Genomic DNA, 14,926 nt, shown 5'->3' with positions numbered 1-14,926 from the left:
AGGAAAAATCGGCATCTCGCTTCGCCCTCCCCACCCTCGCCAGTCGCACGGACTCTGGTACACTCCCTGACACGACTTATCGCCTTTTGCCGAACCGTAACGCAGGATCCCAAGCCCGATGACTCAGCACACCAACCAGTCCTGGGGGGGACGCTTCAGCGAGCCCACCGACGCCTTCGTCGCCGCTTTTACCGCCTCCGTGGGATTCGATCAGCGTCTCGCCCAGCATGATATTCGCGGCTCGATCGCCCATGCCACCATGCTGGCCCGCGTCGGCGTGCTGGGCGAAGACGAACGCGACGCCATCGTCACCGGGCTCGACGAGATCGCCCGGGAGATCAGCGAAGGACGCTTCGCCTGGTCGGTTGCACTCGAAGACGTGCACATGAACATCGAAGCCCGGCTGACCGAGAAGATCGGCATCACCGGCAAGAAACTGCACACCGGCCGCTCGCGCAACGACCAGGTCGCCACCGATATCCGCCTCTATCTGCGCGACGAGATCGATGCCATCGCGGCCGAACTGGCCCGCCTGCGCAGCGGGCTGATCGAACTCGCCGACCGCGAGGCCGATACCATCATGCCCGGCTTCACCCATCTGCAGACGGCGCAGCCGGTGACCTTCGGCCACCATCTGCTGGCCTGGCAGGAGATGCTGACCCGCGATCACGAGCGCCTGCTGGACTGTCGCAAGCGCGTCAATGTCCTGCCGTTGGGTGCCGCGGCGCTGGCCGGCACCACCTATCCCATCGACCGCCACGTCACCGCCGAACTGCTCGGCTTCGATCGCCCCGCCGAGAACTCGCTGGACGCGGTCAGCGATCGCGACTTTGCCATCGAATTCACCGCCTTCGCCAGCATTCTCCTGATGCACCTCTCGCGCATGAGCGAGGAACTGGTGCTGTGGACCAGCGCCCAGTTCGACTTCATCGACCTGCCCGATCGCTTCTGTACCGGCTCCTCGATCATGCCGCAGAAGAAGAACCCCGACGTGCCCGAGCTGGTGCGCGGCAAGACCGGGCGCGTCTACGGCCATCTGATGGGACTTCTGACGCTGATGAAATCGCAGCCGCTGGCCTACAACAAGGACAACCAGGAAGACAAGGAGCCGCTGTTCGATACCCTCGACACCGTACGCGGCTGCCTGCGCGCCTTCGCCGACATGGTGCCGGCGCTCGAGGCCAAGGCTGAGCGCATGTACGAGGCGGCCCGGCGCGGCTTTTCCACCGCCACCGATCTGGCCGACTACCTGGTACGCAAGGGCGTGCCCTTCCGCGATGCGCATGAAATCGTCGGCCAGTCCGTGGCCTTCGGCATTCGCGAGAAGAAGGACCTCTCCGAGATGACCCTCGACGAGTTGCGCCAGTTTTCCTCCCAGATCGACGCCGACGTCTTCGAGGTGCTGACCCTGGAAGGCTCGGTGGCGGCACGCAACCACATCGGCGGCACCGCTCCCGACCAGGTCCGTGCCGCCGCCCAGCGGGCCCGCGACGCTCTGGCGACGCTGCGCGGGGGCCAAGCGTCATGACTCGGCGACAGCTCAGGAGCGCCACCCTGGTCGTCGCGTCGCTCATCGTTCTGGCCGGTTGCGGCCAGAAAGGGCCGCTGTACATGCCCGACGACCGCGCCGCCGCGGAGAAATACGACCCGACCGGCACCTCGCGTGCGCCGAACGGCCCCGAGACAACCGAGGAAGCGGCCCCGACCGCCATTCAGGAAAGTCACTGACATGGATCACTTCGATTATCGCGACGGCGTGCTGCACGCCGAAGACGTCGCCCTCGACGCCCTGGCCGAGCGCTTCGGCACACCGTGCTACGTCTACTCCCGGGCGACCTTCACCCGGCACTTCCGTGCCTACACGGAGGCGCTGGGCGGCCATCCCCATCTGATCTGCTATGCGGTCAAGGCCAACTCCAACCTGGCGGTGCTGAATCTGCTCGCCCGCCTGGGTGCCGGCTTCGATATCGTCTCGCGCGGTGAGCTGGAACGCGTCCTCACTGCGGGTGGCGATCCCGCCAAGGTAGTGTTTTCCGGTGTCGCCAAGCAGGCCGACGAGATGGCCCGGGCGCTGGAGGTCGGCATCAAGTGCTTCAACGTCGAATCACTGCCCGAGCTCGAACGCCTCGACCGGGTTGCCGGCGAGCGCGGCCAGGTGGCGCCGGTGTCGCTGCGCGTCAACCCCGACGTCGACGCCAGGACGCACCCTTACATTTCCACGGGGCTCAAGGCCAACAAGTTCGGCATCCCCGTCGACACGGCGCTGGACGTCTACGAACGCGCCGCACAGATGGCCAACGTGCGCGTGGTCGGCCTCGATTGTCACATCGGCTCGCAGCTCACCGAACTGTCGCCCTTTCTCGACGCCCTCGATCGCCTGCTGGCCCTGCTTGACCGTCTCAAGGCGCGCGGCATCGAGATCGAGCACCTCGATCTCGGCGGCGGGCTCGGCGTCCCCTATCGGGACGAACGGCCTCCGGCGCCCTTCGACTACGCCTCGGCGCTGCTCGAGCGTCTGCACGGGCGCAATCTGACGCTGCTGTTCGAGCCGGGACGCTCGATCGCCGCCAATGCCGGTCTGCTGCTGACCCGTGTCGAATATCTGAAGCCCGGCGAAACCAAGAACTTCGCCGTGGTCGATGCCGGCATGAACGACCTGATTCGCCCCTCGCTGTATCAGGCCTGGCAGCGTATCCTCCCGGTCGATACCCGCGCCACGCGCGAAGCGGCCATCTACGACGTGGTCGGCCCGGTGTGCGAGACCGGCGACTTTCTGGGCAAGGACCGCGAACTGGCGATCGCCCCGGATGACCTGCTCGCCGTACGCTCGGCAGGCGCCTACGGCTTCGTGATGGCATCGAACTACAACAGTCGCGCGCGCCCGGCCGAGGTCATGGTCGATGGAGCCGAGATGCACCTGGTGCGCCGCCGCGAGCGCCTGGAGGATCTATGGGCCGGCGAGTCCCTGCTGCCCGGGGCCGCCGACGCCGCGCCGACCCAGCCTGCAGGGAGCGCGTGATGCTGTTGCACTTCACCAAGATGCACGGGCTGGGCAACGATTTCATGGTGGTCGACCTGATCACCCAGCGCGCCCGCCTGCGCGAGGAGCAGATCCGCCAGCTGGCGGACCGCCATTTCGGCATCGGCTTCGATCAGTTGCTGCTGGTCGAACCGCCCCGCGATCCGGACATGGATTTCCGCTACCGCATCTTCAATGCCGACGGCAGCGAAGTGGAGAACTGCGGCAACGGTGCACGCTGTTTCGCCCGTTTCGTACGCGACCAGCGCCTGACTCACAGGCGCGAGATCCAGGTCGAGACGCTGGGCGGGCCACTGACGCTGCTCATCGAGGACGATGGCCGCGTCCGGGTCAACATGGGCGCGCCGCGCTTCGCGCCGCAGGCGTTGCCCTTCGAGGCCGACCGCGATCTGCCGCTGCACAGGCTGGAAGTGGACGACGAGGTCGTCGAGGTCGGCATCGTGTCGATGGGCAATCCCCATGCCGTGCTGTTGGTCGAGGATGTCGACACGGCGCCCGTGGCGCGCCTGGGCCCGGCAATCGAGTGTCATCCCCGCTTCCCCCGCAGGGTCAATGTCGGCTTTCTGCAGGTGGTGTCACCCCACGAGGCCCGGCTGCGGGTCTACGAGCGTGGCGCGGGCGAGACCCTGGCCTGCGGCACCGGCGCCTGCGCCGCTGCGGCAAGCGGCATCCGCCGCGGCCTGCTGCAGAGCCCGGTGAACATCCACCTGCCCGGCGGCTGCCTGACGCTGGAATGGGCCGGCGAGGATGCACCGCTGATGATGATCGGTCCGGCAGTCAAGGTCTTCGATGGCCGTGTGGTTATCCCGTGACCGGGCCCGGCATCAGGGAAGCGGAAATCCTGCAGCGGATTGCATCGCCGCATCCGCGAGCCAGGCCATTTTAGACCGGTCGCAAGCCGCCAAGGTGACGAGAGGAACACAGCATGTCACGTGCCCAAGCCCCCGAGCCGCGCCAGACGCTCGATCCTGACAGAATCGCCCACTGGCTGGCACGCCATCCCGACTTCTTTATCGGACGGGAGGGGTTGCTGCAGCAACTCAAGGTGCCGCACCCCGAGGCCAAGGGCTCGATCTCGCTGCTCGAACGCCTGGTTCACGATCTGCGCGAGCGCGCTGAAAATGCCGAATGGCGGCTCGAACGTCTTCTGGAGTCGGCACGCCATAACGAGGCGCAGTATCGCCGTACCCGTGAACTGGTCCTGGCCCTGCTGGAAGCCGAGGACAGCGACGCCCTGGGTCAGGCGCTCTCGACCCAGCTGGCCGAACGCTTCCGTACCCAGGCCGTGGCCCTGTGGACCTACGCCCCGCTCAGTTACGCCGATCCGCCCCAGGCGGCCTTTCAGCCACCACGTCTGGCCCTGCAGGAGGATGCCAAGTCCCGTCTGGATGCCCTCCTTGACGGTCGCACCAGCCGCTGCGCCCGGCTGACGCGCGAGGACTGGCAATGCCTGCTGCCGCATGCGACGCCCCCCGAGCAAGCCGGCTCCTGCGCGGTGACGCGCCTGACCCTGGGCGAACCGCTGGGTTACCTGCTGCTTGCCAGCCACGACAGCGAACACTTTCGTGCCACCCTCGACACGCTGTTCACCGCCTATCTTGGCGAGGTGATCAGCCGCTTGTTGTCCCGCTTCGATGCTGTCCATGCGCCGCGTGGTCGATGACTTCCTGAGCCGGCTGGCACGCCACGCCAGTCCGGCGACGGTCGATGCCTACCGCCGTGATCTCCTCGCATTGACGGACTTTCTCGACAGGGCCGAGGTTCGCGGCTGGCATGAACTGGATGTGGCATGGCTGCGCCGATTCCTCGCCGCCGAGCGTACCCGGGGATTGGCGCCCCGTAGCCTGGCCCGGCGACGCGCAGCGCTGTCGCGCTTTGCCGACCATCTCGTCGGCGAAGGTCTGCTGGCGCACAACCCGGTCGCCCTGACCCAGGCGCCGCGCCAGCCGCGGCGCCTGCCGCGCCCGGTGGATGTCGACCTGCTCGCCCGCTTTCTCGACACACCGCATGACGGCTCACCGCTGGCCCTGCGTGACCAGGCGATGCTGGAACTGTTGTACTCATGTGGCCTGCGTCTGGCGGAGCTCGCCGCGCTGGACCTGGACAGCCTCGATACCCGCCGTGTGCGGGTGCTGGGCAAGGGCAGCAAACCACGCCAAGTCCCGGTCGGCACGCGGGCATGCCAGGCGCTGAATGCTTGGCTACCGGCCCGTGCCCTGCTCACCGACGCCGAGGAGCCGGCCCTTTTCGTCAGCCAGCGAGGCACCCGGCTCGGCCACCGCGGCATTCAGCTGCGTCTGGTTAAGACGGCCCGTGAGCGCGGCCTGCCAGAGCATCTTCATCCCCATCGACTGCGCCACTCCTTCGCCAGCCATCTGCTCGAATCCAGCCAGGACCTGCGCGCCGTACAGGAACTGCTCGGCCATGCCAATCTGGCCACGACCCAGATCTACACGCGCCTCGACTGGCAGCATTTGGCCCAGGCCTACGACGCGGCCCACCCGCGCGCGCAACGCCAAGGCGCTCGCCCGCACGGTACCGACGCGAAAAGCGACTCCGACCTTCCTCCTTGACGAGACCTGCATGCGAATCGATGCCCTGACGTTCGATCTCGACGACACCCTCTGGGATAACCGCCCGATACTCGAGCGGGCGGAAACCGAACACTACGCCTGGCTCGGCGAGGCCTTGGCGGCCCTGCCGGGGAGGGGTGAGCTGCGCTATCTCGAGCGTTTCCCGCTCGCCGTCTACCAGCGCCGTCGTGGCGAAGTCGCACGGCGCTTTCCGCTGCGCCGCGGGGATTTCACCTGGATTCGCGAGCGCGCCATGGGCGAGCTCATCGAGGAGTTCGGCCTGCCCAGGAGCACCGCGCAGCTCTGGGCCGCCGCTGCCGTGGAGCGCTTTCTCGATCTGCGCCACGAGCTCGACACCTATCCGGAGGTGGCCGAAATGCTGGAGCGCTTTCGCGGGCGCTATCGGCTGGCGGCAATCACCAACGGCAATGCCAACCTCAAGCGACTCGCCCTGGCCCAGCACTTCCCGGTGATGATCGCGGCGGGGGAACTTCGCGCCCCCAAGCCGGATGCGCGTCCCTTCCTGGCGGCGCTTGCCCGTCTCGGCACGCCGGCTTCGCGCGCCCTACACGTCGGGGATTCCTGGCGTGATGATGCGCTGCCCGCCCAGCGCCTGGGAATGCAGGTGGCCTGGATCGATGTTCACGGCCAGGAGGAGCGCGAGTTGCCGCACGGCATACATCGTCTAGGTCACGTCCGCGAGCTTCCGGCCCTGCTGGAGGCATTGCAGTCAGGCCGCGATCGGTAGCGGCCCGACAAGACGGCTTCGTCAGACAGGGCTAGGACGGTTCAGTTGCTGGCCCCGCCTCGCTCAGCCAGGCATCCAGCCGGCGGGAAGCTTCATCGATACCCTGGCGCTTGAGCGAAGAGAACAACTGCACGCTGACCAAGTCCTCCCACTCCGCGAGCTGGCGACGCACTTTCAGCAGCGAGGCCTTGGCCGGCCCCTGCTTGAGCTTGTCCGCCTTGGTCAGCAGGATGTGCACCGGCATGTCCTGCTCGTCCGCCCACCCGAGCATCATCTGATCGAACTCGCTCAACGGGTGACGCACGTCCATGACCAGTACCAGCCCCTTGAGCGACTGGCGACGCTGCAAGTATTCGGCCAAGTGGCGCTGCCACTCCAGCTTGACCTTCTCGGGCACCTTGGCGAAGCCGTATCCCGGCAGATCGACCAGACGGCGCTGCTCGTCGCTACCCAGGGCAAAGAAGTTGATCAACTGGGTACGCCCCGGCGTCTTGGAGGTGCGCGCCAGAGCGTTCTGCTGCGTCAAGGTATTGATCGCGCTGGACTTTCCCGCGTTGGAACGCCCGGCGAAGGCGACCTCGGCACCGCGATCCGGCGGGCACTGAGCCAGGCTCGGTGCGCTGGTCAGAAAGCGGGCAGTCTGATAATTCAGACGGACGTCATCGTGCATAGACATGACTCGGCTCAAAACTTGCGTGAAAAGGGCCACTTGACGACGTTTCGCCACGTTCAAGTCACTCGGGGGTTCCGGTATACTGCCGTGGCTTTTGTCTGCGACCTGGGGCTCGCTAGTGTACCACCGTGCTTCTACCGGCAGCGAACCGGTCCTTGCACCGCTGGAGGCCGACTTGGTTGATGGTATGCACCCAACCCATCCCCGGCCGCCCGGACGGTGCTGACACCACGGGAAGCGCTGCGGCCCGGGGGGTCGGCGCCCAGGTGACCTACACCGGTTAACAATGAATGGCATAGTGGATCCACGATGAGAAAGTTACTCGCAAGCCTGGCAATTACCATGAGTGCAATGGGCGTGGCCCATGCGCAGGAGCTTCAAGGCGACCCCGCCGCCGGCCGGCAAAAGGCCCAGGTCTGTGCCGCCTGCCACGGCGCCAACGGCGTCAGCCTGGCCCCGACCTTCCCCAATCTGGCGGGGCAGCATGCTTCCTACATCGCCAAACAGGTCGCCGAGATTCGTGATGGCGTGCGTGTCGTCCCGCAGATGGCCGGCATCGTCGCCAACTTCTCGGATCAGGACATCGCCGACGTCGCCGCCTACTACGCCAACCAGGAACCCAACCTCGGCCAGGCCGATCCCGAGCTAGCCGAGCGCGGCATGCGGCTCTATCGGGCCGGCAGCCTGGCCAAGGGCGTCCCGGCCTGCATGGCCTGCCACACCCCGACCGGGCAAGGCATCGGCACGGCGGTCTATCCGGCCCTCTCCGGCCAGCATCCCGAGTATACCCTCAAGCAATTGCAGGATTTCGCCCGGAGCGAGCGCAACAACGACCCCAACGCCATCATGCGCGATATCGCATCCAAGCTGAGCGACGCCGACATGGAGGCCCTGGCCAATTTCGTCTACGGTCTCCACTGAGACGGACGATTCCCAAAGGCGGCCTAGGCCGCCTTTTTTATCTGTCACGGCCATGTCTGACGGCGGAACGGAACCTTGCTCATGGTTCTGGCTCCAAGCCTTCTGATACCCTTGGTTTTTTTCCGCTTGTAGTCCCCTTGCCAGGAGAAGGCGAATGTACAAGAAATTACTCGCGTTGGCTGCCGGCCTCGCGTTTTCCACCCTGACCATGTCCGCCGAACCGGTAGCCGGAGATGACTACCAGGTACTCGACGAGCCGGTGAAAACGAGCGTTGGCGATGATCAGATCGAAGTCGATGAAGTCTTCTGGTATGGTTGCCCGCACTGCTATCACCTGGAAAAACCTCTCAATGCCTGGGTCGCCGACCTGCCCGATGACGTGGTGTTTACCCGCATTCCCGCCACCATGGGCCAAGTCTGGATCAAGCACGCCAAGGCGTTCTACGCGGCCAAGCAACTGGGCATCCAGGAAAAGCTGCATAGCGATTTCTTCGACGCCATTCATGAACAGGGCAAGCAACTGACCAGCGACGATGAGATCGCCGAGTTCTTCAGCCAGTACGGCGTCAGCGAGGAAGAGGCTCTCAAGGCATTGAACTCCTTCGGCGTGAAGAGCCAGGTCAATCAGGCCCATGCCAAGATCCGCGGTTACCAGCTGATGGGCGTGCCGGCCCTGGTGGTGGACGGTCGTTACGTGATCACTCCGCAAAGCGCCGGCAGTCTGGACAACATGCCACAGATTGCTCAGGCTCTAGTGAACAAGGTACGCAACGAAAGAGGAGAGTGACATGCGCGAGGCCCCAGAACTTCCGGCCCACAACCGTCACTCGATACGCCTGCTGACCTGCAATCTGCAGGTCGGCATTCATACCGCCGCCTATCACCACTACCTGACGCGCAGTTGGCAGCATTTTCTGCCGCATCCCAAGCGCCTGGGCCGCCTGGACATCATCAGCAAGATCCTGAGCGGTTACGATATCGTCGGCCTGCAGGAAGTGGACGGCGGCAGCTTCCGCTCCGGTCACGTCAATCAGGTGGAGTATCTGGCCGCGCGCAGCAAGTTTCCCTATTACTATCAGCAGCTCAATCGCAACCTGGGCCGGGTCGCCCAGCACAGCAACGGGTTGCTGGCTCGCTACACGCCATCCCGCGTCGAGGAGCATCGCCTGCCGGGCACCCTGCCGGGGCGTGGTGCCATTCATGCGCGTTTCGGCGAAGGTCCCGATGCCCTGCACCTGTTTGTCGCACACCTGGCGCTGAGCCAGCGAGCCCGCAATCGTCAGCTCGATTATCTGCGCGATATCATCGCGCCGCTGCGTCACGTCGTGGTCATGGGCGATCTCAACTGCACACCGGATCAGATCCACGCCCATCCGACGTTCTGTGCCGCGCTGCCGCTACAGCCGGTAAGGCCCCTGCTGAGTTACCCCTCGTGGCAGCCCAGCCGTGCGCTGGATCATATCCTGCTCTCCGAGACCCTGGCAGCCGACAATCTCCAGGTCCTCGACCAGATGTTTTCCGATCATTTGCCTGTCGCTGTCGACATCCGCCTGCCCACCTCCTGCGCGCGCAGCATGGCGCATGCATCCGACCAATGATTCATTGATTAACGCTTCGTTACGCGGCACCCTTGCGGGCAAAAAATCAACGCTCGCCGCTTTGCGCGTCGCAACATCCGCTGCGGCGCGCAACACGTTGGCACCGTTAAACGGCGCATGCGTCACGATAACGAGGGTTCCATGAATCGAGCTTCATCCGTGCCGGCTCCCCTGGCCTGGATCGATGCCGTCACTGAGTGGCTGGGCAAGACGCTTGCCTGGCTGACTATCGTGATGATGCTGATCCAGTTCCTGATTGTCGTGCTGCGCTACATCTTCAGTTTCAACAGTGTCCCCATGCAGGAATCGGTCATGTACATGCATGCCGTGCTGTTCCTGCTGGCGGCGTCCTACACGTTCAAGCATGACGGCCACGTGCGGGTGGACATTTTCTATCGTCGCCTCTCGCCCCGCACCCAGGCCTGGGTCGACCTGCTCGGCATCCTGCTGCTGCTGATCCCCTTCATGAGTTTCGTGATCGCCTCGAGCCTCGGCTACGTCGGCAAGTCATGGGCGATTCTCGAAGGCTCCCCCGATAGCGGCGGCATTCCTGCGGTGTTCCTGCTCAAGACGCTGATCCCGGCTTTCGCGGTGTTGATGATCGTTCAGGGCATCGCCGAAGTCGTCCGCAAGTCACTGATCATTTCGGGCCGTCTGCCGCCCGCACCCGAGCATGACCATATCGAGGAGCGCGTGTGATGCTGGAGTTCATGCCGCTGGTGCTCTTCGCGCTGATCTGTATCGTGCTCATGTTCGGCTTCCCGGTGGCGCTGACGCTGGCCGGCACCTCGCTGATCTTCGCCGGACTGGGTGCCGGGCTCGAATCGCTGGGCATCGACGCCAACTTCGACGCGAGCTTTCTCGCTGCCCTGCCCAACCGCCTCTACGGCATCATGACCAACCAGACACTGCTGGCAGTACCGCTGTTCGTGCTGATGGGCGTGCTGCTGGAGAAGTCCAAGGTCGCCGAGACTCTGCTCGACGCCATGGCGCTGCTGTTCGGCTCGCTACGTGGTGGCCTGGGCATCTCGGTGACGCTGGTCGGCATGCTGCTCGCCGCCTCCACCGGCATCGTCGGGGCGACCGTGGTGACCATGGGGCTGCTGTCGCTGCCGACCATGCTCAAGCGCGGCTACAGTCAATCGCTGGCAGCCGGCACCATCTGCGCCACCGGCACCCTGGGCCAGATCATTCCCCCTTCCATCGCTCTGGTACTGCTCGGCGATGTCCTGTCGTCAGCCTACCAACAGGCACAGCTTGCCATGGGCATCTGGAGTCCCAAGACCGTCTCGGTAGGCGACCTGTTCATCGGCGCCCTGGTTCCCGGGCTGATCCTGGTGGTGCTCTATATCGCCTACGTCGCGATAATCTCATGGCTCAAACCGGAAGCTGCGCCGCCCGCCGACCGCCAGGAACTGATGGCCGAACTCAACCATCAGGGCAGCCTGCTATCTCTGCTGCTCAAGGGACTGGTGCCGCCTTTGGCGCTGATCGTCGCCGTGCTCGGCTCGATTCTCGGCGGCTTTGCCACGCCCACCGAAGCCTCGGCGGTAGGCGCCTTTGGCGCGCTGATCCTGGCACTGGCCTACCGCAAGCTCGACTTCGCCACGCTCAAGGACGTGGTGCGCTCGACCACTCACGTCACCACCATGGTGTTCCTGATTCTGATCGGTGCCGCCCTGTTCTCGCTGGTGTTCCGCGCCTACGGTGGCGAAGAGCTGGTCAATGACCTGTTCAGCAACATGCCCGGCGGCGTGATCGGCGCCACCGCCATCGTGATGCTGGTGATCTTTCTGCTCGGCTTCATTCTCGATTTCATCGAAATCACCTTCGTCGTCGTGCCCATTGTCGGGCCGGTCCTGCTGGCCATGGGGCTCGACCCGGTATGGCTGGGCATCATGATCGCCATCAACCTGCAGACCTCGTTCTTGACCCCGCCGTTCGGCTTTGCGCTGTTCTATCTGCGCGGTGTGGCTCCCGAGTCGGTACCGACCACGGCGATCTACCGTGGCGTGGTGCCGTTCATCATCCTGCAGTTGGGCATGCTGGTGGCACTGGCCTTCATCCCCGAGCTGGCCACCTGGCTTCCCGCCCAGTTCAGATAGCCCGACGCGAAGGAGGCGCAGAGTTTTCTGCACCTCCTTCGCGTCGTCAGCATGAGTCCTCGGTGTCGACTAGAATCCCAGCTCCACCAGCCGATCCGCCAGATCATCGAGGATTTCCAGGCCCTGAACGTCAGTGGGCAGCAGCGCAAGGCGTGGACGCGGCAGATGCCCCAGCTCGTCATCGATACGCGCCAGATAGACGGCCTCCTGCTCGCGCCTGCGCCGCAGGAATTCGCCGTCGGCCTCGGCAGGGATAACGCGGTTGACCAGCGCTGCGGCCACCGGAATATGCACCGCTTCCAGAGCGTGCACGGCACGCACGGTTTCCAGAATAGGCAACCTCTCGGGCGCCATCACGAACAGAAACGCGCTCTCCTCGGCATTCTCGATACGCCGCCGCGCCCGGTGAAACAGTCGGCGCCGGCTGAGCAGCGTTTGCGCCACGTCACGGGAGCGTTCATCCAGATCGCTCAGGCCATCCTGGTCGGGATCATCGAAGGGCGTGGCCACGTCACGTCCGCTCCTGGGCGTCAGATGGCGCAACACCTTGCCCAATTCCTCAGACTTGCGGTTATGGGCAAGCAGGCCGTCGGTCCAGGCGGCCATGGCCTCGGGCAGCGTGAGCAGACGCAGGGTATGACCGGTGGGAGCGGTATCGAAGATGATCAGCTCGTATTGCGTGTCGTCTGCCGTAATCAGCCTGGCCAGACGCTCAAGCAGAGCGGCTTCCTGAGTCCCGGGTGACTGACGGGTCAGGCGCATCTGCCGCTCGAGCTCCGTCATCATTTCCGGAGCGGCGTAACGGCGCATCTGATCGACGACCCGCTTGAGATGCGCCTCTACCTCGGCATCCGGGTCGATCTCCATGGCGTCCAGGTTGGGCAGCACGCGACGCGGTGCATCCTCCAACTGACGGTCGAACACATCCCCCAGGCTGTGCGCCGGATCGGTGGAAACCACCAGCACCCGCCGCCCGCGCCGTGATGCCACTACCGCCAGCGCTGCCGCCACGGTAGTCTTGCCGACGCCGCCCTTACCTCCTACCCACAGCAGACGACGATCGAGTAGCTCATTCATAAAGGCCTCATTCGGCTCTGCCCCATCTCAGAGGATGGATCGGGGTTGGCAGGCAGGACCCAATGCCTCCCAGGCCAGGGCGGCGCCCCATTCGAGCGCCATGGCTTAGCAGCAGCGAAAATGGTCCAGGGGAGAGCGCTCCATTCCCATTCGCCGGTGCCAGTCATGAAAACGCTCCAGCAGCAATGGTTGCAACTCCAGCGTGTAGTAGGCGGCGGGATTGGGCATCCCCATCATCTCGGAAAACACCAGCAGCATGAACAGGTCGTCCTCGTCGCGCCGCGCCCGGGCGATCGCTCCGCGATAGCGCGAAACGTAGATCTCCTCGGCGAAGAAACGGGCCTGGCCGAGCCAGGTCCGTAGCTTGTCGCGGCGGGAATCATGATGACGGTCGTCGCTTCCCATGACTCTCTCCTGCCTGTCTATTGGCCCTGCTCGGCAACTTCACGGCGATGGCGCTTGAGCGATGCGGCGCACTCCATGGCGACGAAGATCGCCGCGACCAGGACCACGATGTCCAGCGTCAGCAGGAAATAGTTGGCCTGATGATAGAACGTGACCAGCTGCATCAGCAGGGCCAGTACGGTCATCACCAGCAGAAAGCACAACGGCGCCAGGGTATACCAGATCGGCCGCTTGAGACGTACCAGCATGACGGAGAGGATCAGTAGCGTCAGGCCCGCCAGCAACTGGTTGGTGGTCCCGAACAGCGGCCAGATGATCAGCCCGCCGGAGCCATCTGCGCCAGCGCCGAAGGCGAGCAGCAGGCAGGTGCCCACCGCCAGCAGTGTGGCCGGTGCCGGCTTCTTCATCCACTCCAGGCCATAGATATCGCCCCACTCCTGGAAGATGTAGCGCTGCAGACGCAGGCCAGTATCCATGGTCGTGCCGGCGAACAGGGCCGCCATGACCGTAAGCAGGGTAGCCGCCGTCGCCTGGGGCAGGCCCAGACCGTTATGAATGACATAGGCACCGCCTTCGACGAAAGCGGTCACGCCCCCCTGGCCGAAGGCGCTGTACATCGCCTGCCAATCGGCGAAGCTGGCGAAGCCGGCCGTGGCCACGAGAATGGCGGCCAATGCCAGAGAGCCTTCGCCCACGGCACCGAAGTAGCCGACGAAGCGCGCATCGGTCTCCTTGTTGAGCTGCTTGGACGTGGTCCCGGATGACACCAGGCCGTGGAAGCCGGAAATGGCACCGCAGGCGATGGTCACGAACAGCAGCGGTATGAGGGAGGGCGTACCCGCCGGCACGTCACTGTTGTACATCGGGGCGACCATGCTCGGGTTGAGCAGCACGATGGCGCCGTAAAGCACGATCAGGCCGATAAACAGCTGCAGCCCATTGATGTAGTCGCGCGGCTGCAACAGCATCCAGACCGGCAGTAGCGAAGCGATCGCCGCATAGGCGAACAGGATCAGAATCCACACGGCATTGCCCGACATGCCGGCGACCTCGGCGGGCATCTCGAGCGGTACGGCCGGCCCCACGCCGATGAGTGCGTAGAGCGCGATAACGCCCAGAATCGACACCACCGGCAGGCTGAGGATGCGCCGGTAGATCAGTTGCCCGATGATCAGAGCGACGAAGATGGCGCCCCACACCGGTACTACCGCAGAGGGGAAGTTCATCATCAGACGGGCGATGACTACTCCGAAGACGGCGTTGACCATCAGCAGCACCAGAAAGATGACGATCATGAACAGGCTGCGCGCCCGCTTGCCGACGATGTCGCCGGTCAGTGCCCCCACCGACTTGGCACGGTTGCGCACACTGGCCCAGATCGCACCCGCATCATGCACGCCGGCGAAGAAGACGGTACCGAAGATGACCCAAAGAAACGCCGGTAGCCAGCCCCAGATGACGGCAATGGCGGGCCCCACGATGGGGGCAGCCCCGGCCACCGAGGTGAAGTGATGCCCCCAGAGCACGAACTTGTTGGTCGGCACGAAGTCGATGCCATCCTCGAATTCGTGCGCCGGTGTCCGGTAATCGGGATCCAGCCGGTAGATCCTTTCGGCGATGAACTTCGAGTAGACGAAATAACCCAGTGCCATGCAGCCCAGGCCTATGACGAGTAGAACGATCGCACTCATGAGGGCACGCTCCTTTGTATATTGTTGTTAGCGTTGTTTGTCGGCCAGTCAGGTCAAGATAGCGAAAAGGATAACCCGCCCGGCACGACGATCCC

The 14,926-nt window shown here is 64.6% G+C and carries 15 protein-coding genes and 1 pseudogene; 12 read left to right on the top strand and 4 right to left on the bottom strand.

Annotated elements, in window-relative coordinates:
- Positions 1-118: 118 nt before the first annotated feature.
- The 7 genes and pseudogenes from argH to ACYQ12_RS02610 all read left to right on the top strand — a co-directional run bounded on the left by argH (position 119) and on the right by ACYQ12_RS02610 (position 6,361).
- The gene (gene argH, locus ACYQ12_RS02640; protein WP_459867312.1) at positions 119-1,528 is read left to right on the top strand and encodes an argininosuccinate lyase; all 1,410 of its coding nucleotides are present in this window, start codon (positions 119-121) and stop codon (positions 1,526-1,528) included.
- Positions 1,525-1,641, top strand: a pseudogene (lptM, locus tag ACYQ12_RS02635) (LPS translocon maturation chaperone LptM); the annotation flags it as partial. The gene argH and the pseudogene lptM, both read left to right, overlap by 4 nt.
- An 88-nt stretch (positions 1,642-1,729) precedes the next feature.
- Positions 1,730-3,019, top strand: a complete 1,290-nt coding sequence (lysA, locus tag ACYQ12_RS02630; protein WP_459867309.1) for a diaminopimelate decarboxylase — start codon at positions 1,730-1,732, stop codon at positions 3,017-3,019.
- Positions 3,019-3,852, top strand: coding sequence for a diaminopimelate epimerase (gene dapF / locus ACYQ12_RS02625; RefSeq protein ID WP_459867306.1), 834 nt, complete (start codon positions 3,019-3,021; stop codon positions 3,850-3,852). Before lysA ends, dapF begins: the two co-directional genes overlap by 1 nt.
- Positions 3,853-3,965: 113 nt before the next feature.
- Positions 3,966-4,703 (top strand): DUF484 family protein, encoded by a 738-nt coding sequence (locus ACYQ12_RS02620; RefSeq protein WP_459867303.1) that lies wholly within the window; start codon positions 3,966-3,968, stop codon positions 4,701-4,703.
- A complete protein-coding gene (locus ACYQ12_RS02615; RefSeq protein ID WP_459867300.1) occupies positions 4,684-5,613 on the top strand; it encodes a tyrosine recombinase XerC in 930 nt (309 codons plus the stop codon). The genes ACYQ12_RS02620 and ACYQ12_RS02615 overlap by 20 nt, the downstream gene beginning before the upstream one ends.
- A 10-nt stretch (positions 5,614-5,623) precedes the next feature.
- Positions 5,624-6,361, top strand: a complete 738-nt coding sequence (locus ACYQ12_RS02610; protein ID WP_459867297.1) for an HAD family hydrolase — start codon at positions 5,624-5,626, stop codon at positions 6,359-6,361.
- A gap of 31 nt (positions 6,362-6,392) precedes the next feature.
- On the opposite strand, the gene yihA is transcribed toward ACYQ12_RS02610, so the two are convergent.
- Positions 6,393-7,031: a ribosome biogenesis GTP-binding protein YihA/YsxC gene (yihA, locus tag ACYQ12_RS02605; RefSeq protein ID WP_459874455.1), complete on the bottom strand. Its 639-nt coding sequence runs from the start codon at positions 7,029-7,031 to the stop codon at positions 6,393-6,395.
- A 312-nt stretch (positions 7,032-7,343) separates the two neighbouring features.
- On the opposite strand from yihA, the gene ACYQ12_RS02600 reads away from it, so the two are divergent.
- The 5 genes from ACYQ12_RS02600 (at position 7,344) to ACYQ12_RS02580 (ending at position 11,658) form a co-directional block, all read left to right on the top strand.
- A complete protein-coding gene (locus ACYQ12_RS02600) occupies positions 7,344-7,955 on the top strand; it encodes a c-type cytochrome (protein WP_459867294.1) in 612 nt (203 codons plus the stop codon).
- Between the two features lie 154 nt (positions 7,956-8,109).
- On the top strand, positions 8,110-8,742 hold the full coding sequence (locus ACYQ12_RS02595) for a thiol:disulfide interchange protein DsbA/DsbL (protein ID WP_459867291.1): 633 nt from the start codon (positions 8,110-8,112) through the stop codon (positions 8,740-8,742).
- 1 nt (position 8,743) lies between these two features.
- On the top strand, positions 8,744-9,553 hold the full coding sequence (locus ACYQ12_RS02590) for an endonuclease/exonuclease/phosphatase family protein (protein WP_459867288.1): 810 nt from the start codon (positions 8,744-8,746) through the stop codon (positions 9,551-9,553).
- Between the two features lie 141 nt (positions 9,554-9,694).
- Positions 9,695-10,252, top strand: coding sequence for a TRAP transporter small permease subunit (locus ACYQ12_RS02585; RefSeq protein ID WP_459867285.1), 558 nt, complete (start codon positions 9,695-9,697; stop codon positions 10,250-10,252).
- The gene (locus ACYQ12_RS02580) at positions 10,252-11,658 is read left to right on the top strand and encodes a TRAP transporter large permease (RefSeq protein WP_459867282.1); all 1,407 of its coding nucleotides are present in this window, start codon (positions 10,252-10,254) and stop codon (positions 11,656-11,658) included. The genes ACYQ12_RS02585 and ACYQ12_RS02580 overlap by 1 nt, the downstream gene beginning before the upstream one ends.
- A gap of 69 nt (positions 11,659-11,727) precedes the next feature.
- On the opposite strand, the gene ACYQ12_RS02575 is transcribed toward ACYQ12_RS02580, so the two are convergent.
- The 3 genes from ACYQ12_RS02575 to ACYQ12_RS02565 form a co-directional block, all read right to left on the bottom strand.
- On the bottom strand, positions 11,728-12,735 hold the full coding sequence (locus tag ACYQ12_RS02575; RefSeq protein WP_459867279.1) for an ArsA family ATPase: 1,008 nt from the start codon (positions 12,733-12,735) through the stop codon (positions 11,728-11,730).
- A 105-nt stretch (positions 12,736-12,840) separates the two neighbouring features.
- Positions 12,841-13,140, bottom strand: coding sequence for a cory-CC-star protein (locus ACYQ12_RS02570; protein WP_459867276.1), 300 nt, complete (start codon positions 13,138-13,140; stop codon positions 12,841-12,843).
- A 17-nt stretch (positions 13,141-13,157) separates the two neighbouring features.
- Entirely contained in the window at positions 13,158-14,831 is a 1,674-nt protein-coding gene (locus ACYQ12_RS02565) for a carbon starvation CstA family protein (RefSeq protein WP_459867273.1), read from the bottom strand.
- Positions 14,832-14,926: the final 95 nt, after the last annotated feature.

The sequence above is a fragment of the Halomonas shantousis genome, from assembly GCF_054654615.1.
Note: the sequence above shows the minus strand (reverse complement) of the source record. Positions and strands in the feature narration are given on the sequence as shown.